Consider the following 20,650-nt stretch of genomic DNA (forward strand, 5'->3'; position numbering starts at 1 on the left):
GTATCTGCCGATACAACTCATAAAAGCTGGAATTCCAAAAGAATACACAATCCGACACCTGCATAATTAAGAAAGGATCAGAAAAGACAAAAAGAAGGCGGGCCATCCGACCCGCCTTCTTTTTTATCCAAATTATAATCAGCCGTAGGCAATCTGCCCTTCACAATGGAGGACGACTTTGGAATCACCGGGCATTTGAGTGTAAAGTCCTGTCTTTTCACCCTTGTTTCCGATTGCCCACACCCGATAGGAGTACACATTGCCATTCTTGCCCAGATACTGGGTCTTGAAGACCTTGCCGTTGCCGACCGTAAAGCTCGGCGCGTTATTGGTACCGGTCACCGTCATCTGGACATCATAGTAGCTTCCCTTGTAAACACCGAAGTTCACACTCGGATTGCAGAATGCAGATCCGTTCGGGGAAGTAGAAACCGTTACCGGGAAAGAAGCGGTATAAGCGCCGCTTGTAATTGTAATCGTTGCCGTACCAGCGGATTTACCCTGAATCTGATACAGGTACGCGTTGGTGTAACCGCCCTTCAGATCGGCGCGGTTGGAACGGTCTGCCTGGAACTTTACCGCCACCACATTTGGGTTGCTGCTGGTGCAGGTTGGCGTCGCGGAAGAATTGACTCTGGCGAGTGGGTAATACACATTGCCCACATTAAAAGAATAGGAGCTGGTGTCCAGGGAAAGCACGCCAGAATTGCTGCTGCCGCCGCTGCCCACTGTAACGGCCACTGTTGCAGAAGCTAAACCGGAAGAAGTAACTGTCAACGTAGCGGAACCCGCGGAAACGCCGCGCACCGTGATGGTGGAGCCGCTCTGGGTTACGCTGACCGCACTGGAATTGGAAGATACGCTGTAGCTTCCGTTCGTCGGGTTGGTAACCGTAAAGCTGTTTGTCGCGCCGACCGCAACGCTCAGAGAGCTGACACTCAACCGAACCGCCGCACTGTAGGAATTGCCGAGGTTGACAAAATCAATGTCATTTTCCTTTGCATACTTTTCAGCGGCCGAACCCGTATAACCCTTGATCGTAATGAAGTCCTCAAATGCATCGTAACCAATACGGGTAACATTCGGCGGAATCGTAACTTCATCCAGTTCGTCACAGCCTTCAAAAGCGCTGTCTCCGATACTGGTCACTGCGCTACCGATCGTAACGGAACGAAGATCACTGCAACCCTCAAAGGCATTGTCCGGAATTTTAGTCAGACTAGTTGGCAGCGACGCAGAACGCAGGGAGGAACAACCGCTGAAAGCTTCCAAGCCAATTTTTGTGATGCTGTTCGCAAAAGTAACAGAGGTCATTTCATCTGCACCAGCAAACGCGCGCTCTCCAATTTCCTTGACGCCCTCTTCCATAGAGATTCTCTTAATATCTGTACCTTCAAAAGCGCCGTCTGCAATCAAGTCAATGCTATCCGGAAGATAAATGTTTTTGTCACTACCGCCATTATCCAAGACAGCGGAACTGCCGTCTCCAATACGAGTAACTGTCCTGCTGTCAATCTTATTGGGAATAGAGATGGAAGATTTGGATCTATAATAGTCTCCGCTATCATAGATTGTGATAACCGCATACTTTCCATCAACCTTTTTGATCTCATAGGCTTCGTCTATCTTCGCAGCATAAGCAACCGTACTGGTGAATGCCGTAACTGCCAGCACGGCGGACAGCGCCAGCGAAAGCAGTTTTTTTGCTCTTCTCATACTTTCCTCTCCTTGTCTAAAATGTTTCATAGGTTTTATCTGTTTTGGTAAATCCTATTATACCGTAGCATGTCAAATTATGCAAGGTTTTGGGCGGTTACACTTGTGTAATTTGCACTGGTAATATCTGTCTTGTTCGTCACCAAATTGAAAACGCTTTGTAATAACTTTTTGGGAACATAAAAAAAGCCCTGCACAAACCGTGCAGGGCTTCACTATGCAATCCCGATTAGATCAGCTCGATGATCGCCATTTCCGCAGCATCGCCGCGGCGCGGTCCAAGCTTTGTGATGCGGGTATAACCGCCATTGCGGTCCACATACTTCGGGGCAATCTCTGTAAACAGCTTGTTTGTTACAGCTTCCTTTGTAACGAAGCCCATAACAAGGCGCTTGCTGTGCAGATCGTTTGTCTTTGCAATTGTAATCATCTTCTCTGCCAGGGAGCGGACTTCCTTCGCGCGGGTGACGGTCGTCTCGATCTTGCCGTTTTCAAGCAGGAACGTAACCATCGCGCGCAGCATAGCAGTTCTATGGCTGGTTGCTCTTCCGAGTTTTCTGGTTCCGGGCATCGAATATCACTCCTTTACCTTTGGCTGCAAGGCTCATTCGTCTTCCTTGCGCAGATTAAAGCCGAGAGAGGCCAGTTTCCACACGACCTCTTCCAGGGACTTGCGTCCCAGGTTGCGCACCTTCATCATGTCTTCCTCAGACTTGTTAATGAGGTCCTCAACCGTATTGATTCCAGCGCGCTTGAGGCAGTTAAAGGAACGCACGGAGAGATCCAACTCTTCAATGGTCATCTCCAGCACCTTTTCCTTGCCCTTGTCGTCCTTCTCCACCATGATCTCTGTGCTGCTGCCCTTGTCAGACAGGTTGACAAAGAGGTTCAGGTGCTCGGTCAGGACTCTTGCGGCCAAAGAGACCGCTTCCTGCGCACTGATCACGCCATTGGTCCAAACCTCGAGCGTCAGCTTATCAAAATCGATACGCTGGCCCACGCGGGTCGGTTCCACGTTGAAGTTCACTTTATAAACAGGAGTGTAAATAGAATCAACCGGAAGTTCGCCGATCACGCCTGCGGGCATATTCTGCTTGTTCCGCTCAGCGGGGACGTATCCGCGGCCCTTGTCCAAGGTCAGTTCCATGTACAGCTTCGCGCCCTCTCCCAGGGTTGCAATGTGCATTTCCGGGTTCAGGATTTCAACCTCGCTGTCGCACTTGATAGAGTCGGCCGTGACCTCGCACGGACCCTCTGCACAGATTTCCACTGTTTTCGGGCCGTCACAATGAAGCTTCGCGGTCAATCCTTTGATGTTCAGCACGATCTCGGTGACATCTTCCTTGACGCCGGGAACGGTGGAAAACTCATGCAGAACGCCGTCTATTTTAATAGAGGTGACTGCAACGCCCGGCAGGGAAGACAACAGCACGCGGCGCAGGCTGTTGCCCAGCGTTGTGCCGAAGCCGCGCTCGAGCGGTTCCACTACAAATTTACCGTAAGTTCCGTCGTTACTCAGGACTTCTGTTTCAATTCTTGGCTTCTCAATCTCGATCATTAGCGACCCTCCTTGACATAAAGCGGATGATTCTGTCTGCCATCCTGTTAATGATGCTGTTAGGCAACGGCATTACTTGGAGTACAACTCAACGATGAGGGTCTCATCGACGTCGAGGTCGATCTCCTCACGAGTCGGCAGCGCTAAAATCTTGGCTTCCAGGGTTTCGCCGTTCACATCAAGCCACTTCGGGACAAGGCGGTTCTGTTCCAGCACAGCCTTGATCTTGGCGCTCTGACGGCTCTTTTCGCGGATCGCGATGACCTGGCCCGGCTTTACGAGGTAGGACGGAATGTCCACTCTTCTGCCGTCCACATTGAAGTGGCCGTGCACCACGAGCTGACGGGCTTCCGCTCTGGAAGACGCCCAGCCGAGGCGGTAGACGATGTTATCGAGGCGGCTTTCCAGGATGGTGAGCAGCTCGTCGCCGGTCTTGCCCTCTCTCTTGGTTGCCATCTCGTAATAATCGTGGAACTGGCCTTCCAGAACGCCGTAGTAGCGTCTGGTCATCTGCTTCGCACGCAGCTGCAGGCCGTATTCGGACGTCTTTTTGCGGCCCTGGCCGTGCTGGCCAGGCGCATATGCTCTGCGCGTGATTGCGCATTTATCTGTGTAGCAGCGCGCGCCCTTCAGGAACAGCTTCTGGCCCTCGCGGCGGCAGAGCTTGCACACAGCATCAGTATATCTTGCCATAATATGGTTGCACCTCCTGTAATCGGTTTTTGATTAGACGCGTCTTCTCTTCGGAGGACGGCATCCATTGTGGGGGATCGGGGTAACGTCTTTGATCATGCTGACTTCAAGCCCCGCGCCCTGCAACGCACGGATCGCCGCCTCACGGCCGGCGCCCGGTCCCTTTACAAAAACCTCTACCGTCTTCATACCGTGCTCCATCGCAGCTTTCGCAGCGGTTTCCGCAGCGGTCTGCGCGGCAAACGGGGTGGACTTTCTGGAGCCTCTGAAGCCCAGCTCACCGGAGCTCGCCCAGGAGATCGCGTTGCCCTGGGTGTCGGTGATGGTCACGATTGTGTTATTAAAGGTGGACTGGATATGAGCAGCTCCACGGTCAATATTCTTGCGTTCACGGCGTCTGCGAACGGTGGTTCCTTTTTTAGCGCCCTTCTGTGCTGCCATCTTTTAAATCCCTCCCTGCTTATTTCTTCTTGTTGGCCATGGTCTTTCTCGGACCTTTGCGGGTACGCGCATTGGTCTTGGAACGCTGGCCTCTTACCGGCAAGCCCTTGCGGTGACGGATTCCGCGATAGCAACCGATTTCAATCAGTCTCTTGATATCGAACGCAACGTCGCGGCGAAGATCGCCTTCCACGCGGCAGTTCTTATCAATATATTCTCTCAGTTTGGATGCATCGTCTTCGGTGAGGTCTCTCACACGGATGTCCGGGTTTACACCCGTCTCTTTGCAGATATCCGTGGCGGTCTTGCGGCCGATACCAAAAATATAGGTAAGAGCAATTTCGATGCGCTTATCTCTGGGCAGATCAATACCTGCTATACGCGCCATACTGGTTGCACCTCCAAATTAATCATTCAGTTGATAGGGGGAGTCCCCCAAAAGCGAAACGCGGCCGTACAAATTTGTATCAATCCCGATACAAATTGTGCTGGTTCCGCGGTTCCCGCCAAAACCGGCGGGCCTTGATAAAAGCGGAAGCTTTTAACCCTGGCGCTGCTTATGCTTCGGGTTTTCACAGATAACCATGACTTTACCCTTGCGCTTGATGATCTTGCACTTCTCGCAAATTTTCTTTACAGAAGGTCTGACTTTCATTTGTGCGCCCTCCCTTAGTGAAGTCGTCTCGTTTACAACTGCGCCGGCTGAAAAAGCCCGCGCTTTATTTAGAACGCCACGTGATGCGGCCGCGGGTCAGATCGTAAGGCGAAAGCTCGATCGTTACCTTGTCTCCCGGCAGGATGCGGATAAAGTTCATCCGGAGCTTGCCGGAGATATGCGCCAACACCTCATGGTGGTTTTGAAGCTCTACCTTAAACATTGCGTTTGGAAGCGCCTCGGTTACAATACCCTCAGTTTCAATTACGTCCTGTTTCGACATATCGTACCCTCCTCTTGTGGAAAACGGCCCTCCGCTTCAAACGGCCGGAGAGCGCCTCGAATTTCACGGTTGGTTTGCAATGAACCCTCGTTCAGCACCGTTTTGGTTGCCAAAAGGTGTTTCTGCTTTTTCCGTTTGGGATGTTCCAGGCTGCGCCGCCTGCCGTCACAAATCACGGCCATATCGGCGTCCGCCTCCAGCACGGTGAAAAAGCCGCCTTTGTCGCGCCCCGCAAGGGCGCGGACAACGAGTCCTCTCTGAAAATCCATGGTATCCCCCTTTTATTCCGGTATGGTCATAATCACCGGTCCATCCGGGGTGATGGCGATGGTGTGCTCAAAGTGCGCGGAAAGTTTTCCATCGACGGTGACGGTCGTCCAACCGTCCTGCAACGTTTTGACTTCCTTTACACCGGCGTTGATCATTGGTTCAATCGCAATGGTCATGCCTGGTAACAGGCGCACGCCTCTGCCGGGCGTGCCGTAATTGGGAACGCTGGGGTCTTCATGCAGTTTCGCGCCCACTCCGTGGCCGACAAAATCCCGTACCACCGAGTAACCGCGAGCCTCGACATACCGCTGCACCGCACTGCCGATATCTCCGATGCGGGCGCCGGCCTGTGCGGCCTTGATGCCCTCGAAGAGGCTTTCGCGTGTCGCGTCCATAAGGCGCTGGGCTTCTTCGCTGACGTCTCCGCAGGGGAACGTCCACGCGTTGTCGCCGTTAAATCCCTCATAAAAGGCGCCGGTGTCAATGCTGACAATGTCGCCCTGTTTGAGGATAATGTCCTTACGGGGTATGCCGTGGATCACCACGTCGTTTACAGATATACATGCACTGCCCGGAAACCCGCCGTACCCGAGGAAGTTCGGCTTGGCGCCCTCTTCCTCGATTGCACGGCGGACGATACGGTCGATTTCCCAGGTGGAAACCCCGGGTTCGACCGCCTCGCCGGCCAGCTTCAGTGCTTTTGCAGAGATCCTGCACGCTTCCCGCATAATGGCGAGTTCGCGGCTGGTTTTCAGCACGATCATGATTACGCCTCTAACGCAGCAAGCGTCAGCTTGGTGGTATCCGCCACTTCCTCCTGGCCTTCCACGATGCATAGCTTGCCCTGCTTTTCGTAGTAGTCCTTCAGAGGTTCGGTCTGCTCGTGGTAGACATTGAGGCGCTCTTTCACTGTATCCGGATGGTCATCCTTGCGCTGAACGAGGGTGCCGCCGCATTTGCCGCATTTGCCTTCTTCCTCCGGCTTTTTGTAAAGCAGGTGGTAGCTGGCACCGCAGCTCTCGCAGACACGGCGTCCGGACATACGCTCCACGATCTTTTCATCGGCAACTTCAATATCGATGACCTTGTCGATGACGATGCCCATTTTGTCCAGAGCCTCGGCCTGGGGAATGGTGCGCGGGAAACCGTCCAGCACGAAGCCGTTCTTGCAGTCATCCTTCGCCAAACGCTCCTGGATGATGCTAATTACGACTTCGTCGGGCACGAGCTTGCCTGCATCCATGAAGGACTTCGCCTTCAGGCCCATCTCAGTGCCGCTCTTCAGCGCTTCACGGATAATATTACCCGTGGAAATCGCGGGAATGTTCAAATGCTCACAGATCACTTCAGCCTGTGTGCCTTTACCGGCGCCGGGAGCGCCGAGAAGAATCAGATTCATATGATTTCCTCCTTATCAGTCAAGGAAGCCCTTATAATGGCGCATCATCAACTGGGATTCCATCTGCTTCATCGTCTCCAGAGCAACACCGACCAGAATGATGACGGAAGTACCGCCCAGGGTCAGGTTGTGCATGCCGGTGACCGCGCCGAAGATAATCGGCAGCAGAGCAATCAGAGCGAGGAACAGCGCGCCAATCAACGTGATCTTCGAAAGGATCTTTGCAATGAAATCGGAAGTGGACTTGCCGGGACGGATGCCCGGGATCGTACCGTTGTTCTGACGAAGATTATTGGCCATCTCAATCGGATTATACTGGATCGTCACATAGAAGTAAGCGAACATGATAATCAGAAGGAAATACAGGACCGAGTACAGCCAGCCGGTCGAGGAGAACGCGTCGAAGAAGGACTTCCAGAAGCCGGTCGCCGCGTTGCCGCCCATGAAGAGCTGGATGGTGCTCGGAATGGAAAGGATCGAGCTTGCGAAGATGATCGGCATAACGCCGGACATCGCAACCTTGATCGGAATATGACTGCTCTGGCCGCCATACATCTTGCGTCCCACCACGCGCTTGGCGTACTGGACCGGAATGCGGCGCTCAGAATCGTTCATAAAGACAATAACCCAGATGACGAGGAGGAAAATCACGACAAACAGCGGAACAAGGAAATAGAACTTGCCGTAGTTGGTCGGGTCCTCGATGGCAGCGCTGATATACTGGCCGAGCTGACGGATGGTGTGCGGCAGTCTTGCCACGATGCCGGAGAACAACAGAATGGAGATACCGTTGCTGATCCCCTTCTGGTTGACCTGCTCGCCCATCCACATCATCATCGCCGTACCGGCGGTGAATGCCAGGATGATCACAAATGCTGCAAATACCTGCTCCCAGCCGCTCGTATACAGAGCGATCGGAGCACCTTGATAGGTGCTGTTGCGCAGATAGAAATAGTAAGCGGTACCCTGGACCAGGCCCAGGATGACGGTGACATAGCGGGTGATAGTCGCAATCCTCTTGCGTCCTTCCTCCCCCTCCTTCGCCATTCTCTCCAGCGGAGGGATGGCAACCGTCAAAAGCTGCATGATAATGGAACTGTTGATGTATGGGGTGACGCCCATTGCAAACATGGTCGCGTTTGCGAACGCACCGCCCGAGAGCATATCCAGGTAGCCCAGCGCATTGCCGGACTCGCCCACCGTGCCCATCAACCCCTTCAGCGCGTTGACATCCAGGAACGGAACCGGGATGGTCGCGCCAAAACGGAAGATCACAATGATAAACAGGGTAAACAGAATTTTTTTACGAAGATCCGGGACGTTCCAGGCATTCTTGATTGTCTTGAACAATTCAGATCACCTCTGCCTTCCCGCCGGCGGCTTCTATCTTCTGCTTTGCAGCTTCAGAATAGGCAGAGACCTTCACGGTTAACTTCTTCGTCAGTTTTCCGTTGCTGAGAATCTTGACGCCGTCGCAGCACTGCTTCACAATGCCAGCGTCGATCAGTGCCTGTGTGTCAACGACCGCGCCGTTTTCAAACTTCTCCAGCGTTCCTACGTTGACTGCCACGATGGTTTTAGCAAAAATATTGTTAAATCCTCTTTTCGGAACACGTCTCTGCAGCGGCATCTGGCCGCCTTCAAAGCCGGGACGCATGCCGTGGCCCGCTCTGGCCTTCTGGCCTTTGTGGCCTTTGCCCGCGGTCTTGCCCTGGCCGGAGCCGTGTCCTCTTCCGATACGCTTGGATGCCTTTGTGGCGCCCGGCGTAGCGGTTAGATCATGCAAATTCATTTTACTCGCACCTCCTTGCTTACGCGTTCACTACCTCGATGAGGTGGATAATCTTGGCCACCTTGCCTTTGGTCTGATCATTGTCCGGCTGTACGGTAACATCGCCGATTTTGCGCAGACCAAGCGCCTGGGCGGTTGCAATCTGGTCCTTTTTACTGCCGATGAGACTTTTCACCAGCTTGATTTTGAGCTGTGCCATCTTGCTCCCCCCTCCTTAAAGAATATCCTGCACCGACTTACCGCGGATGGCGGCAACTTCTTCGGCGGTGCGCAGCTGTGCCATACCGGCCAGCGTTGCACGGACTACATTGCACGGATTGTTGGAACGGAGAGCCTTTGTACGGATATCTCTGATACCAACAGCTTCGACGACTGCACGAACCGGGCCGCCGGCGATGACGCCGGTACCGGGTGCGGCGGGCTTCATCAGAACCTTGCCTGCGCCGTATTCGCCGATAATTTCGTGCGGGATGGTGGAGCCGCGCAGCGCAACCTTAATGAGGTTCTTCTTCGCGTCTTCGATGCCCTTGCGGATCGCTTCGGGAACTTCACCCGCTTTGCCAATGCCGAAACCGACCGTGCCCTTGCCGTCTCCCACCACGACCAGCGCAGCGAACTTGAAGATACGGCCGCCCTTTACAGTCTTGCTGACACGGTTGATTGCAACAACATGTTCTTTCATCTCATCCTGAGACTGCTGTCTGGGTGCGTCAAATCTAGCCAAAAGTATTCCTCCTTCTTAGAACTTGAGGCCGCCCTCACGGGCGCCTTCGGCCAGCTCTTTGACGCGGCCGTGGAAAATATAGCCGCCGCGGTCAAATACGACCTTGGAAATGCCCTTTTCTGCGGCGCGTTTGGCAATAAGCTCGCCAACCTTTTTTGCGGCTTCCTTGTTTCCGCCATTACCATTGAACTCTTTGTCCAGGGAAGAAGCTGCCACCAGGGTAACTCCTTTTACATCGTCGATGATCTGGGCGTAGATGTTTGTGGTAGAGCGAAATACATTCAGGCGCGGGCACTCAGCGGTGCCGGAAATCTTGCCGCGCACTCTCTTGTGGCGGTTCAATCTGGCTTTGTTTGTATCAGCCTTGTTCACCATTTGTCATTCACTCCTTACTTCTTAGCGCCCTTACCGGCCTTGCCTTCCTTATGACGGACAAATTCGCCAGCATAGCGGATACCCTTGCCCTTGTACGGCTCCGGCGGGCGTTTCTCGCGGACTTCCGCGGCAAACTGTCCAACCTTCTGTTTGTCCGAGCCAAGGATTACAATTTTGTTGGCGGACGGGCATTCAATCGTGATGCCGTCGATCTCCGGTACGATCACCTGATGGGAATAGCCCAGGTTCATCACCAGATTTTTGCCCTGCTTCTGCACACGGTAACCAACGCCATTGACGTCGAGCTCCTTCTTAAAGCCCTCCGTTACGCCGACCACCATGTTGGCGATGAGCGTGCGGGTCAGGCCGTGCAGAGAACGGTTTTGCTTTTCGTCGTTCGGACGGGTCACGAGGATTTCGCTGCCCTCAACCGCGACGTTCATATTCGGATGGAACGCCTGGGTCAGGGTCGCCTTCGGGCCCTTCACTGTGATGACGTTGCCGTCAATGCTGATATTGACGCCAGCGGGAATATTTATGGGTTTTCTTCCAATTCGAGACATTTCTGCACCCCCTTAATTACCAAATAAATGCGAGGACTTCGCCGCCTACATTTTCCTTGCGGGCCTGACGGTCGGTCATGATGCCCTTGGAAGTGGAGATGATCGCGACGCCCAGGCCCTTCATGACCCGGGGCAGCTCCTCAGCGCTGGAATAGATGCGAAGGCCCGGTTTGGAAACCCGGCGCAGACCCTTGATAACAGGCGTCTTGCCCTCGCCATATTTTAGGTTCACCTTGATGATGCCCTGTTTGCCGTCCTCTACAACCGTAAAATTCTTTACATATCCCTCATCGACCAGAATCTGGACAATGGCTTTCTTCATGTTGGAAGCGGGAATGTCAACGGAATCATGCTTTGCGGAAACCGCATTGCGAATACGGGTGAGCAAATCAGCAATTGTATCTGTAATTTGCATACCGTTACCTCCTTTGCTAAGCTTTTACCAGCTGGCCTTTTTCACACCCGGAATCTCGCCCTTGTAGGCCAGTTCCCGGAAGCATATGCGGCAAATTCCGAACTTGCGAAGATAGGCATGCGGCCTGCCACAGATTTTGCATCTGTTGTACGCGCGGGAAGAATACTTCGCCGGTCTGCTCTGCTTGATTTTCATAGAAGTCTTGGCCACAATAATCCCTCCTTATTTCGCAAACGGGGCACCCATGAGTGACAAAAGCTCTCTGGATTCCTCGTCGGTGTTTGCGGTGGTCACGAAACAGATGTCCATTCCGCGGACTTTATCGATCTTATCGTAGTCGATCTCCGGGAAGATCAACTGTTCTTTGATGCCCATGTTGTAGTTGCCGCGGCCATCAAAAGAGTTGGCGTTGATGCCTCTGAAGTCTCTTACGCGGGGCAGGGCGACGTTGAAGAGTCTGTCGATGAACTCGTACATTCTGTCGCCTCTGAGGGTTACCTTTACGCCGATGTTCATGCCCTCACGGAGCTTGAAGTTAGCGACGGATTTCTTTGCCTTACAGATCATCGGCTTCTGGCCGGTGATGGCGGAGAGATCGGTCACGATGGCGTCAATTACTTTGGCGTTGTCTTTCGCCTCGCCGGCTCCTACGTTGATGACAACTTTCTCGATCTTCGGGATCTGCATCACGCTTTTGTAGGAGAACTTTTTCATCAGTGCCGGAGCGACGTCTTTTCTATAAGTTTCCTTAAGTCTGGCCATGTCTTATCCTCCCTTACAGCGCTTCGCCGCATTTTACGCAAATGCGTTCCTTGGTGCCGTCCTCATACATTTTGTGGCCGACACGCGTGGGTTTGCCGCAGCGGGGGCAGACAATCTGGACCTTGCAGGCATAGATTGCGCTTTCAGCCTTAACGATGCCGGTCTGATCGCCCATTTTGCGAGCCTTCACATGCTTACTGATCATGTTGAGGCCCTCGACGATGACCTTGCCCTCTTTGGGGCTGACGGCCAGGATCTTGCCCTTTTTGCCGCGATCTTTACCTGTAATGATGACGACGGTGTCACCAGTTTTAACATGAACTTTGTTATTCATTTGGGAACACCTCCATCAAAGTACTTCCGGGGCAAGGCTCAGAATCTTCAGATAATCCTTATCGCGCAGCTCTCTCGCCACGGGTCCAAAGATACGCGTGCCCTTCGGGTTCTTGTCTTCCTTGATAATAACGGCGGCATTTTCATCAAAACGGATGTAAGTGCCGTCGTCACGGCGTACGCCGAACGCGGTGCGGACGATAACCGCCTTGACCACGTCGCCTTTTTTCACCTGGCCGCCGGGCGCCGCTTTCTTTACAGAAGCCACGACCACGTCGCCAATATTTGCATACCTTCTGCCGGTACCGCCGAGAACGCGGATGCACATAAGCTCCTTCGCGCCGGTGTTATCGGCTACTTTCAGGTAGGTCTGCTGTTGTATCACAGTGCGTTCCTCCTTCGCTTAAGCCAAAAAGCTTATTTGGCCTTCTCTATAATCTCGACGAGACGCCATCTTTTTTCTTTACTGAGCGGACGGGTCTCCATCACACGCACGCGGTCACCGATTGTGCATTCATTGTTCTCATCATGTGCCTTCAGCTTAACGGTACGTTTGATAATTTTCTTATACAGCGGATGCTTGACGCTATCCTCAATGGCAATGACAACCGTCTTATCCATTTTGTTGCTGACAACTTTGCCGACCGCCGTTTTTCTCATATTTCTATCGCTCACTGATTAATCCTCCCTTCCGTTACGCCTTCGCGCTGTCCTTGAGTTCATTCTCGCGAATAACGGTCTTTACACGCGCGATGTCTTTCTTAACAGCGGAAATACGCATCGGGTTATCGAGCTGATTAATGGCAAGCTGGAAACGCAGGTTGAAAAGCTCGGCCTTGAGGTCTTTCAGCTTACTTTCCAATTCCGCGGTTGTTAAATCTCTGACTTCTGAGGCCTTCATTACTGCTCACCACCCGTTTCTTCCTTTTTAACAAACTTGCACTTAATCGGCAGCTTGTTGGACGCAAGACGCAATGCTTCTCTGGCGGTTTCCTCCGGAACGCCGCCAATTTCGAACATAACTCTGCCCGGCTTGACAACGGCAACCCAGTACTCCGGGGAGCCTTTACCGGAACCCATGCGGGTTTCAGCCGGCTTCTCTGTAATCGGCTTATCCGGGAAAATCTTGATCCAGACCTGGCCGAATCTCTTACAGTAACGTGTCATGGCGACACGAGCTGCTTCAATCTGGTTGGAAGTGATCCATGCCGGCTCCATCGCCTGGAGGCCGAAATCACCGTAAGTCACCTTATTGCCGCGATATGCTTTACCGGTCAGACGACCGCGGTGCACTCTGCGGTATTTTACACGTTTAGGCAACAGCATTATTTACTGCCTCCTTCCCTGCGGGGCTTGCGGTTGTCGTTAAGAACCTCGCCCTTGTACAGCCAAACCTTGACGCCGATGCGTCCATAGGTTGTGGCAGCCTCTGCAAAACCGTAGTCGATGTCCGCGCGGATGGTCTGCAGCGGAATCGTTCCGTCGTGGTACTGCTCCGTTCTGGCGATTTCAGCGCCGCCCAAACGGCCGGACACCTGGGTTTTAATACCCTTCGCGCCGAGCTTCATGGCACGGCCGATGCACTGCTTCATCGCGCGGCGGAAAGAAGTTCTCTTTTCCAGCTGCTGTGCGATGTTTTCTGCGATCAGCTGTGCGTTGAGGTCCGGAGACTTCACTTCAACAATATTGATCGTAACCGGCTTTTTGAGCATCTTCTCGCACTGCACACGAAGTTTTTCAATTTCGGAGCCGCCGCGGCCGATGACCATGCCGGGTTTTGCACAATGGATATGAACGCGCACCTTGGAGGCGTCACGCTCGATTTCAATCTTCGGAACGCCTGCTGCTGCAAGCTGCTTCTTCAGCGTTCTGCGCAGGTTGTAGTCCTCAACGAGCGTATCGCCGAAAACGTTGTCCTTCGCGAACCAGCGGGAATCCCAATCTTTAATTACGCCCACACGAAAGCCATGTGGATTTACTTTCTGGCCCATAGTTTACCTCCTCTTCTGCTTATTCTTTTTCCTTGAGCACGAGGGTCACGTGCGAAGTTCTCTTCTCGATACGGAACGCGCGTCCCTGTGCTCTCGGGCGGATGCGCTTGAGGATCGGGCCCGGACATACGAAGCACTCTGCCACGTACAGTCTGGAAACATCCATGTTATGGTTATTCTCAGCGTTTGCCATAGCCGACTTCAGCAATTTTTCAAGGTATTCGCAAGCGGCCTTTGGGGTATTCTTGAGGATAGCCATTGCAACGTCCACCGGCTTATTGCGGATCAGATCCAGCACGATGGATACCTTACGGGGAGAAATGCGGGCGTATTTCAGATAAGCCCTTGCTTCTGCTTCCATGTATATACTCCTTTCGGCCGTTATCTACCCGGCGATGTGGTTTTGGAACCGGCGTGGCCCTTATAGGTTCTGGTGGGTGCAAACTCGCCGAGTTTGTGACCGACCATATCCTCGGTGACATACACCGGAACATGCTTGCGGCCGTCATGGACCGCAAAGGTGTGGCCTACGAAATCCGGGAAGATCACGGAAGCTCTGCTCCAGGTCTTCACGATTTTCTTTTCGCCGGCCGCATTCATTTCCTGAATCCTTTTCAGCAGCACAGGCTGTACATAAGGACCCTTTTTAATGCTTCTGCTCATAATTCACAAGCTCCTTTCCGTACGCCTTATTTGCCGTTTCTGCGTCTCACGATAAACTTATCGGAACGGTTATGATGGGCGCGCGTCTTATAGCCGAGCGCCGGTTTGCCCCAGGGGGTCATCGGGCCCGGATGGCCGATCGGAGATTTACCTTCACCACCGCCGTGCGGGTGGTCGTTCGGGTTCATAACAGAACCGCGGACAGTCGGTCTCCAGCCCATGTGGCGCTTGCGGCCCGCTTTACCGATCTTGACATTTTCATGATCGATGTTGCTGACCTGGCCAATGGTGGCCATGCAGTTTGCCGGCACATTGCGGAGCTCGCCGGAAGGCAGTCTCAGCAGCGCCATGCCGTTTTCCTTCGCCATCAGCTGGGCCATGTTGCCCGCTGCGCGTGCAAGCTGCGCGCCCTTGCCGGGATACAGCTCGACGTTGTGGATGAAGGTACCGGTCGGGATGTTGGCAAGCGGAAGCGCATTGCCGGGCTTAATATCGGCGCCGGTGCCGGAAACGATCACGTCGCCGACCTTCAGGCCGTGCGGTGCGATGATATATCTCTTTTCGCCGTCTTCATACTGAACCAGCGCGATGAACGCGGAGCGGTTCGGGTCGTACTCCAGGGTGAGCACGGTGGCCGGCATATCCGCCTTCTGGCGCTTGAAGTCGATGATGCGGTACTTCTTACGGTTTGCGCCGCCGCGGTGGCGGACGGTGATTCTGCCGTAGCTGTTGCGGCCGGAGTGGTTCTTCTTGGAATCCAGGAGACTCTTTTCCGGTGCAACTTTCGAAAGGCCAGTGTAGTCCGTGGTGGACATGTCCCTTCGGGCATTGGTTGTCGGTTTATAATTGATAATCGGCATTTCGGTTTCACACTCCTCATGATGGCTTTGCGGGACGCTGCCGACGCCCCATACGTTGCCGAAGGCCCGGGAAGCCGCTCACGCGGCCCGGAGATTACATCATACCTTCAAAGAATTCGATGGTCTTGCTGTCCTCTGTCAGGGTGACGACGGCCTTCTTCCAGGACGGGGTGTAGCCCTCGGTTCTGCCCTGGCGGCGGAGGTGGCCTCTCACATGCAGAGTGTTGACCTTGCTGACCTTCACGCCGAACAGTTCTTCAACCGCTCTCTTGATGTCGATCTTTGTGGCGCTTTTGGCAACCTCAAAGGTGTACTTTTTCATGCCGATGCCGGTCATGCTTTTTTCTGTAATAATGGGGCGGATAACGATATCCTGTGCTGCCATTATGCATACACCTCCTCAATCTGAGCGACGGCGTCCTTCACAACGACAAACTTGTCGGCGTTGAGGATGTCGTAAACGTTCAGGGTGTTTACCATTGCGGTCTTCACACCGGGGATGTTCGCGGCGGAAGCGACGACCTTGCCGTTCAGCTCAGGCAGAACGATCAGCGTCTTCTTCTCGGAGCCGATCGCCTTGAGCATGGATGCAATGGTCTTTGTCTTGTATTCGTCCATCGCCAGCTGGTCCAGAACGATCATGTCGTTACCGGCAACCTTGCTGGACAGCGCGGACTTCATTGCAAGGCGTCTTACCTTTTTATTTAAAGTATAACGGTAGCTGCGCGGCTTCGGGGCAAACGAGATACCGCCGTGCGTCCAATGGGGCGCGCGGGTGGAACCCTGTCTTGCGTGTCCGGTGCCCTTCTGTCTCCACGGCTTTTTGCCGCCGCCGGAAACTTCTGCGCGGGTCAGCGCGGACTGTGTGCCCTGGCGCTGGTTGGCGAGGTAGTTTTTCACTACGTCGTGCATGACGCTCACATTGGGCTCAATTCCAAATACAGCCTCGGCCAGGTCCATCTTTTCGACTTCTTTGCCGGCCGTGTTGAGTACTGCTACTGTAGGCATACCAATTCCTCCTTCCCTTACGCCTTCACGCTGTCGCGGATCACGACGGTACCGCCGTTGGGACCCGGGATCGCGCCTCTGACGGCGATGAGGTTGTTTTCGACGTCCACCTTGACGACAGTCAGATTCTGGACGGTGACTTTCTCCGCACCCAGGTGACCCGGCAGCTTCTTGCCCTTGAACACTCTGGACGGATCGGAACAGGCGCCGTTGGAGCCTGCATGGCGGGCCACAGGGCCGGAACCATGGGTTTCTTTGAGCCTGTGCAGATTCCAGCGCTTAATCGCGCCGGCGTAGCCCTTACCTTTGCTGGTGCCGCTGACATCGACCTTGTCGCCGTTGGCAAAGACGTCTGCCTTCACCAGGTCGCCTACATTGTAGGAGTCGGTGCTTTCAAAGCGGAACTCGCGGAGGACTCTTTTGGGAGCGACATCGCCCTTGGCGAAATGGCCCTTCATGGGCTTGTTCACCTTGTGGGCCTTCAGATCGCCGTAACCCAGCTGAACCGCTGCGTAGCCGTCGTTTTCAACAGTCTTTTTCTGTGCGACGACACAGGGGCCTGCCTCGATGACGGTTACCGGGACCACTTTCCCGTTTTCGTCGAAGATCTGCGTCATGCCGATCTTCTTGCCGATGATACCTTTTTGCATTATTTTACCTCCTGTACAGGTTATTGGTTGGCTTTCGCCAACTTGACCTCGGCCGCTGGTTGGTTAAAATCAGAGTTTGATCTCGATTTCAACGCCTGCGGGGAGCTCCAGACCCATCAAAGCCTCAACGGTTTTGTTGGAGGGTCTGAGGATGTCGATCAATCTCTTGTGGGTTCTCATCTCGAACTGCTCACGGCTGTCCTTGTACTTGTGAACGGCGCGCAGAATCGTGATGATCTGCTTTTCCGTCGGCAGCGGCACCGGGCCGGAAACCCTTGCGCCCGTGCGCTTTGCTGTCTGTACAATCTTTTCAGCGCTCTGGTCGACCAGCTGATGATCGTACCCCTTGATTCTGATCCTGATTTTTTCCTTGACTGCCACTTGAATCGCCTCCTTATTGTAGTTGGCGGGCGGCGTTTTTAAAACCTAACACGGAACCGGGTGTTTCTCCAACCGGCATTGAAAAACCGGACCATCTTTTGCAAGATGCATCCGGGTGAAGGCAAAAAAACGTCTGAGTGCAGAAAGGCAGTGCAACCCAATCCTCTCGTTACTCAAAATATCTGTCGCCCGGTTTAAAATCGGACATACTCCACGGAAAAACCGGCATCTTTCAGCCGCAACCTCCCGCTTCAACGCATATCTGTCGCAGTCACGCTCAATTATAATACCATAGATGCGGGTACAGTGCAAGACTTATTTTCTCTTTTTTGCAAGAAATTCCTGGTGTTTTTTTAGATAATCTGACAGTTCTCCCGTGAAAAGAGAAAAAGAGCGGCAATAGGGGCCGAATAGCAAGGCAAAATGCGCGGTTCAGGCGTTTTTCCGCTGCTTTTGGCGGGCCCGCCAGCGCCGGACGCGCCACTGCTGGAAATGGGAAATTGCCAAACAGGCCCGCACCCAAAACACACGCCAAATACACGGGGATGATTTTCCCGCCAGATAAATTGCGGTGGGGCCGTCTGCACCGCCGATGATCGCGACATGTGCGTCCCCCTGCCGGATTTTAGGCGGTTTTTTCATCCGGTTCAGTGTCATTCCGGCCGCTGCGAGGGCGCCGAACAAAATAGCTAGCCATAAAGCGTTCCGTTTCAATTCCAGCACAACCTTTCTGTTTCAAAATGCATGAAAGGGCTGTTGCAGTTTATGTTCTGCAACAGCCCAGAAGCCCAATCGGTAGCATAACAGGTTCGTAAAAAAACCATATCACTCGTTCCCACTCGCTCTTCTCAGGAACAAGAGTTCCGTTCTCTGCGGAGAACGGCAAAGGGCCCTGCCCTTTGATCCCGCCACCTTTCAGAAAGGTGGATAAACACATTTTGACCATTACCTGCAAGATGAAAATGATCCTCGCCGCCTTTAGAAACGTAGAAAGACATATGTTAAGAATTGCCACAAAGTGAAAATGGTCCTCGCCGTAGGCGCGCCCCGACCGGAGGTCCAGAAAAGCGGGAAAACACATTTTTTCAGGATTCCGCCGCGGTCATCGCGCCGGCTTCCGCCTTGCGGCTGGGCACTGCAATGCGTTTGGCCTCCAGTTCCTTTAAAAAGCCTTCCTTGTCTTCCGGAGAAATCTCCAGCAGATACTGCTTCTTTTTGACCCGGTAGCGGATATAGACGCGGTCTTTGCTCAAGGCAACCTTAGAATACCCGTTCAGCTTATCTTCTTTCTCCTGCGAAACCTCCAGCAGCTGGCGGTACAGAATACTTACCTTTTCAAAAAAGCCGTTTTTGATGAACAGCCGGTCTTCGCCGATGATATAATAGGTTGCCCTATACTGCGGCAGAAAAATCAGCAGCACTGCGATCAGCGCCCAGGTGCCGATCAAGCCCACGAGCAGCAGGTGCCGCACAAACAGGTAATACGCCAGGCAGCCCACGCCTATCACGGCGGCGACCGCCATGATGACATAAAAAGAGCGGTCAATTTTGGAGGAATACTTTGTTCCCTCCGGCGGAATGGTCTTACGCATCTTCATACATCCCTTTCAGGGGAGCTTCCTTCCCACTCCCCGCCGCGCCGCCGTTCAGCGGCTGATCAATAAGACTTGCCCCAGTAAACCATTTCCTTTGCAGGCTTGCCGCAGCAGACGCAGGTATCCGCGATATGCTCCTGCTCAAACGGCATGCAGCGGGAGGATACGCCCGCGACGTCCTTGAGCTTTTCTTCACAAGCCTGATCGCCGCACCACATGGCCTTGATAAAGCCGGGCTTGTTTTCCGCGATTTCCTTCAACTCGTCCAGCGTTGCCGCAGTGTAGGTCATGGACTCCCTGCGGGCGAGCGCCGCCTCGTACATGCCCTTGCGCACAAGCTCCAGCTGCTCCGCAATGGCCTCCTCCAGATGTTCCAGCGATACAAAGACCTTTTCGCGGTCCGTACGGCGCACCAGGACACACTGGCCCTTCTCGATATCCTTCGGGCCGATCTCCAGGCGCAGCGGCACGCCCTTCATCTCATACTGTGCGAACTTCCAGCCGGGAGACTGCTCGGAATCGTCCATCTTGACGCGGAAGCTCTTCTTCAGGCGGGCCAGCAGCTCGCCGGCCTTATCCAGAACACCCTCCTTGTGCTGGGCGATCGGGATAATCATGACCTGGATCGGCGCCACGGCCGGCGGAAGCACCAGGCCGTTGTTGTCGCCGTGCGTCATAATGATACCGCCGATGATGCGGGTGCTCATGCCCCAGGAGGTCTGGTGCGGATGCTGGAGCGTATTGTCGCGCCCGGTAAAGGTCACGTCGAACGCACGGGCAAAACCGTCGCCGAAGTAGTGGCTGGTTCCGCTCTGCAGCGCCTTGCCGTCGTGCATCATCGCCTCGATGGTGTAGGTCGCCTCTGCGCCCGCGAACTTCTCCTTGTCGGTCTTGCGGCCCTTGATCACCGGAATCGCCAAGTCGCTTTCGCAGAAGTCGGCGTAAACTTTGAGCATCTGCTCGGTCTCCTGCATCGCCTCCTCGGCGGTCTCGTGCATGGTGTGGCCTTCCTGCCAGTGGAACTCCACGCTGCGCAGGAACGGACGGGTCGTTTTTTCCCAGCGCACCACGCTGCACCACTGGTTATACAGCTTGGGCAGGTCGCGCCAGGAGTGGATCACCTTGGCGTAATGGTCACAGAACAGCGTCTCAGAGGTGGGACGCACGCAGAGGCGCTCCTCAAGCTGCTCGCTGCCGCCCATGGTCACCCAGGCCACCTCCGGCGCAAAGCCTTCCACGTGGTCCTTTTCTTTCTGCAAAAGGCTTTCCGGGATAAACATCGGCATGGAGACATTCTCATGCCCCAGCTCTTTAAAACGCCGGTCGAGATTGTCCCGGATGTTCTCCCAAATAGCAAAGCCGTACGGTTCGATGACCATGCAGCCGCGCACGCTGGTGTAATCCATCAGCTCTGCCTTTTTCACAATATCGGTGTACCACTTGGCAAAATCCTCCTCCATGGGAGTGATTGCCTCCACCATCTTCTTTTGATCCGCCATACTGTCTACTCCTCTGTCACAGGC

The 20,650-nt window shown here is 53.9% G+C and carries 36 protein-coding genes; all 36 read right to left on the reverse strand.

Annotated elements, in window-relative coordinates:
• Window positions 1-138 precede the first annotated feature (138 nt).
• The 36 genes from BN2106_RS12425 to proS all read right to left on the reverse strand — a co-directional run bounded on the left by BN2106_RS12425 (window position 139) and on the right by proS (window position 20,626).
• Window positions 139-1,716: a leucine-rich repeat domain-containing protein gene (locus tag BN2106_RS12425; protein ID WP_050698894.1), complete on the reverse strand. Its 1,578-nt coding sequence runs from the start codon at window positions 1,714-1,716 to the stop codon at window positions 139-141.
• Window positions 1,717-1,945: 229 nt separating this feature from the next.
• Window positions 1,946-2,287: a 50S ribosomal protein L17 gene (gene rplQ, locus BN2106_RS12430; RefSeq protein ID WP_050698895.1), complete on the reverse strand. Its 342-nt coding sequence runs from the start codon at window positions 2,285-2,287 to the stop codon at window positions 1,946-1,948.
• 33 nt (window positions 2,288-2,320) lie between these two features.
• The gene (locus BN2106_RS12435; RefSeq protein ID WP_050698896.1) at window positions 2,321-3,274 is read right to left on the reverse strand and encodes a DNA-directed RNA polymerase subunit alpha; all 954 of its coding nucleotides are present in this window, start codon (window positions 3,272-3,274) and stop codon (window positions 2,321-2,323) included.
• A 72-nt stretch (window positions 3,275-3,346) separates the two neighbouring features.
• Entirely contained in the window at window positions 3,347-3,967 is a 621-nt protein-coding gene (gene rpsD / locus BN2106_RS12440; protein WP_050698897.1) for a 30S ribosomal protein S4, read from the reverse strand.
• Window positions 3,968-4,000: 33 nt separating this feature from the next.
• Window positions 4,001-4,408, reverse strand: a complete 408-nt coding sequence (gene rpsK / locus BN2106_RS12445) for a 30S ribosomal protein S11 (protein ID WP_050698898.1) — start codon at window positions 4,406-4,408, stop codon at window positions 4,001-4,003.
• A gap of 19 nt (window positions 4,409-4,427) precedes the next feature.
• On the reverse strand, window positions 4,428-4,796 hold the full coding sequence (gene rpsM / locus BN2106_RS12450; protein WP_050698899.1) for a 30S ribosomal protein S13: 369 nt from the start codon (window positions 4,794-4,796) through the stop codon (window positions 4,428-4,430).
• Window positions 4,797-4,949: 153 nt separating this feature from the next.
• Entirely contained in the window at window positions 4,950-5,063 is a 114-nt protein-coding gene (rpmJ, locus tag BN2106_RS12455) for a 50S ribosomal protein L36 (RefSeq protein WP_022174947.1), read from the reverse strand.
• Window positions 5,064-5,127: 64 nt separating this feature from the next.
• Window positions 5,128-5,346, reverse strand: a complete 219-nt coding sequence (infA, locus tag BN2106_RS12460) for a translation initiation factor IF-1 (protein WP_050698900.1) — start codon at window positions 5,344-5,346, stop codon at window positions 5,128-5,130.
• On the reverse strand, window positions 5,328-5,615 hold the full coding sequence (locus tag BN2106_RS12465) for a KOW domain-containing RNA-binding protein (RefSeq protein ID WP_242846326.1): 288 nt from the start codon (window positions 5,613-5,615) through the stop codon (window positions 5,328-5,330). The genes infA and BN2106_RS12465 overlap by 19 nt, the downstream gene beginning before the upstream one ends.
• A gap of 12 nt (window positions 5,616-5,627) precedes the next feature.
• Window positions 5,628-6,380, reverse strand: coding sequence for a type I methionyl aminopeptidase (map, locus tag BN2106_RS12470; protein ID WP_050698901.1), 753 nt, complete (start codon window positions 6,378-6,380; stop codon window positions 5,628-5,630).
• A gap of 2 nt (window positions 6,381-6,382) precedes the next feature.
• Complete coding sequence (locus BN2106_RS12475; RefSeq protein ID WP_050698902.1) at window positions 6,383-7,015, reverse strand: adenylate kinase; 633 nt, start codon at window positions 7,013-7,015, stop codon at window positions 6,383-6,385.
• 15 nt (window positions 7,016-7,030) lie between these two features.
• Window positions 7,031-8,365, reverse strand: coding sequence for a preprotein translocase subunit SecY (gene secY, locus BN2106_RS12480; RefSeq protein WP_050698903.1), 1,335 nt, complete (start codon window positions 8,363-8,365; stop codon window positions 7,031-7,033).
• A 1-nt stretch (window position 8,366) separates the two neighbouring features.
• Entirely contained in the window at window positions 8,367-8,807 is a 441-nt protein-coding gene (gene rplO / locus BN2106_RS12485; RefSeq protein ID WP_050698904.1) for a 50S ribosomal protein L15, read from the reverse strand.
• A gap of 19 nt (window positions 8,808-8,826) precedes the next feature.
• Window positions 8,827-9,006 carry a 50S ribosomal protein L30 gene (rpmD, locus tag BN2106_RS12490; RefSeq protein WP_050698905.1) on the reverse strand — a complete coding sequence of 60 codons (180 nt, stop codon included), beginning with the start codon at window positions 9,004-9,006 and terminating at the stop codon, window positions 8,827-8,829.
• A 15-nt stretch (window positions 9,007-9,021) separates the two neighbouring features.
• Window positions 9,022-9,489 (reverse strand): 30S ribosomal protein S5, encoded by a 468-nt coding sequence (gene rpsE, locus BN2106_RS12495; RefSeq protein ID WP_154666566.1) that lies wholly within the window; start codon window positions 9,487-9,489, stop codon window positions 9,022-9,024.
• Between the two features lie 57 nt (window positions 9,490-9,546).
• Window positions 9,547-9,906: a 50S ribosomal protein L18 gene (gene rplR, locus BN2106_RS12500; RefSeq protein ID WP_050698907.1), complete on the reverse strand. Its 360-nt coding sequence runs from the start codon at window positions 9,904-9,906 to the stop codon at window positions 9,547-9,549.
• Window positions 9,907-9,920: 14 nt separating this feature from the next.
• Window positions 9,921-10,469, reverse strand: coding sequence for a 50S ribosomal protein L6 (gene rplF, locus BN2106_RS12505; protein ID WP_050698908.1), 549 nt, complete (start codon window positions 10,467-10,469; stop codon window positions 9,921-9,923).
• A gap of 16 nt (window positions 10,470-10,485) precedes the next feature.
• Window positions 10,486-10,884 (reverse strand): 30S ribosomal protein S8, encoded by a 399-nt coding sequence (gene rpsH / locus BN2106_RS12510; RefSeq protein WP_050698909.1) that lies wholly within the window; start codon window positions 10,882-10,884, stop codon window positions 10,486-10,488.
• Window positions 10,885-10,908: 24 nt separating this feature from the next.
• Complete coding sequence (locus BN2106_RS12515) at window positions 10,909-11,094, reverse strand: type Z 30S ribosomal protein S14 (protein ID WP_050698910.1); 186 nt, start codon at window positions 11,092-11,094, stop codon at window positions 10,909-10,911.
• Between the two features lie 12 nt (window positions 11,095-11,106).
• Window positions 11,107-11,646: a 50S ribosomal protein L5 gene (rplE, locus tag BN2106_RS12520; RefSeq protein WP_050698911.1), complete on the reverse strand. Its 540-nt coding sequence runs from the start codon at window positions 11,644-11,646 to the stop codon at window positions 11,107-11,109.
• Window positions 11,647-11,659: 13 nt separating this feature from the next.
• On the reverse strand, window positions 11,660-11,980 hold the full coding sequence (gene rplX, locus BN2106_RS12525; protein ID WP_050698912.1) for a 50S ribosomal protein L24: 321 nt from the start codon (window positions 11,978-11,980) through the stop codon (window positions 11,660-11,662).
• Window positions 11,981-11,995: 15 nt separating this feature from the next.
• Window positions 11,996-12,364 carry a 50S ribosomal protein L14 gene (gene rplN, locus BN2106_RS12530; protein ID WP_050698913.1) on the reverse strand — a complete coding sequence of 123 codons (369 nt, stop codon included), beginning with the start codon at window positions 12,362-12,364 and terminating at the stop codon, window positions 11,996-11,998.
• 32 nt (window positions 12,365-12,396) lie between these two features.
• Window positions 12,397-12,654: a 30S ribosomal protein S17 gene (gene rpsQ, locus BN2106_RS12535; protein WP_195891844.1), complete on the reverse strand. Its 258-nt coding sequence runs from the start codon at window positions 12,652-12,654 to the stop codon at window positions 12,397-12,399.
• 19 nt (window positions 12,655-12,673) lie between these two features.
• Complete coding sequence (rpmC, locus tag BN2106_RS12540) at window positions 12,674-12,880, reverse strand: 50S ribosomal protein L29 (RefSeq protein WP_050698915.1); 207 nt, start codon at window positions 12,878-12,880, stop codon at window positions 12,674-12,676.
• Complete coding sequence (gene rplP / locus BN2106_RS12545; protein WP_050698916.1) at window positions 12,880-13,305, reverse strand: 50S ribosomal protein L16; 426 nt, start codon at window positions 13,303-13,305, stop codon at window positions 12,880-12,882. Before rplP ends, rpmC begins: the two co-directional genes overlap by 1 nt.
• On the reverse strand, window positions 13,305-13,970 hold the full coding sequence (rpsC, locus tag BN2106_RS12550; protein ID WP_050698917.1) for a 30S ribosomal protein S3: 666 nt from the start codon (window positions 13,968-13,970) through the stop codon (window positions 13,305-13,307). Before rpsC ends, rplP begins: the two co-directional genes overlap by 1 nt.
• A gap of 19 nt (window positions 13,971-13,989) precedes the next feature.
• A complete protein-coding gene (gene rplV, locus BN2106_RS12555; protein WP_050698918.1) occupies window positions 13,990-14,331 on the reverse strand; it encodes a 50S ribosomal protein L22 in 342 nt (113 codons plus the stop codon).
• A 20-nt stretch (window positions 14,332-14,351) separates the two neighbouring features.
• Complete coding sequence (gene rpsS / locus BN2106_RS12560) at window positions 14,352-14,633, reverse strand: 30S ribosomal protein S19 (RefSeq protein WP_050698919.1); 282 nt, start codon at window positions 14,631-14,633, stop codon at window positions 14,352-14,354.
• A gap of 26 nt (window positions 14,634-14,659) precedes the next feature.
• Window positions 14,660-15,493, reverse strand: coding sequence for a 50S ribosomal protein L2 (rplB, locus tag BN2106_RS12565; RefSeq protein ID WP_050698920.1), 834 nt, complete (start codon window positions 15,491-15,493; stop codon window positions 14,660-14,662).
• A 94-nt stretch (window positions 15,494-15,587) separates the two neighbouring features.
• Window positions 15,588-15,878 carry a 50S ribosomal protein L23 gene (gene rplW / locus BN2106_RS12570; RefSeq protein ID WP_050698921.1) on the reverse strand — a complete coding sequence of 97 codons (291 nt, stop codon included), beginning with the start codon at window positions 15,876-15,878 and terminating at the stop codon, window positions 15,588-15,590.
• Window positions 15,878-16,501, reverse strand: a complete 624-nt coding sequence (gene rplD, locus BN2106_RS12575; protein ID WP_050698922.1) for a 50S ribosomal protein L4 — start codon at window positions 16,499-16,501, stop codon at window positions 15,878-15,880. Before rplD ends, rplW begins: the two co-directional genes overlap by 1 nt.
• Window positions 16,502-16,518: 17 nt before the next feature.
• Complete coding sequence (gene rplC / locus BN2106_RS12580; protein WP_050698923.1) at window positions 16,519-17,151, reverse strand: 50S ribosomal protein L3; 633 nt, start codon at window positions 17,149-17,151, stop codon at window positions 16,519-16,521.
• 69 nt (window positions 17,152-17,220) lie between these two features.
• Window positions 17,221-17,532 carry a 30S ribosomal protein S10 gene (gene rpsJ, locus BN2106_RS12585; RefSeq protein ID WP_038325938.1) on the reverse strand — a complete coding sequence of 104 codons (312 nt, stop codon included), beginning with the start codon at window positions 17,530-17,532 and terminating at the stop codon, window positions 17,221-17,223.
• A gap of 432 nt (window positions 17,533-17,964) precedes the next feature.
• Window positions 17,965-18,189 (reverse strand): hypothetical protein, encoded by a 225-nt coding sequence (locus BN2106_RS12590; protein WP_154666522.1) that lies wholly within the window; start codon window positions 18,187-18,189, stop codon window positions 17,965-17,967.
• Between the two features lie 428 nt (window positions 18,190-18,617).
• Entirely contained in the window at window positions 18,618-19,124 is a 507-nt protein-coding gene (locus BN2106_RS12600) for a PH domain-containing protein (protein WP_207641723.1), read from the reverse strand.
• A gap of 65 nt (window positions 19,125-19,189) precedes the next feature.
• On the reverse strand, window positions 19,190-20,626 hold the full coding sequence (gene proS, locus BN2106_RS12605) for a proline--tRNA ligase (protein ID WP_050698927.1): 1,437 nt from the start codon (window positions 20,624-20,626) through the stop codon (window positions 19,190-19,192).
• Between the last annotated feature and the right edge of the window lie 24 nt (window positions 20,627-20,650).

The organism is Anaeromassilibacillus senegalensis, from assembly GCF_001261775.1.
In the GTDB taxonomy this organism is placed as follows: Bacteria; Bacillota; Clostridia; order Oscillospirales; family Acutalibacteraceae; genus Anaeromassilibacillus; species Anaeromassilibacillus senegalensis.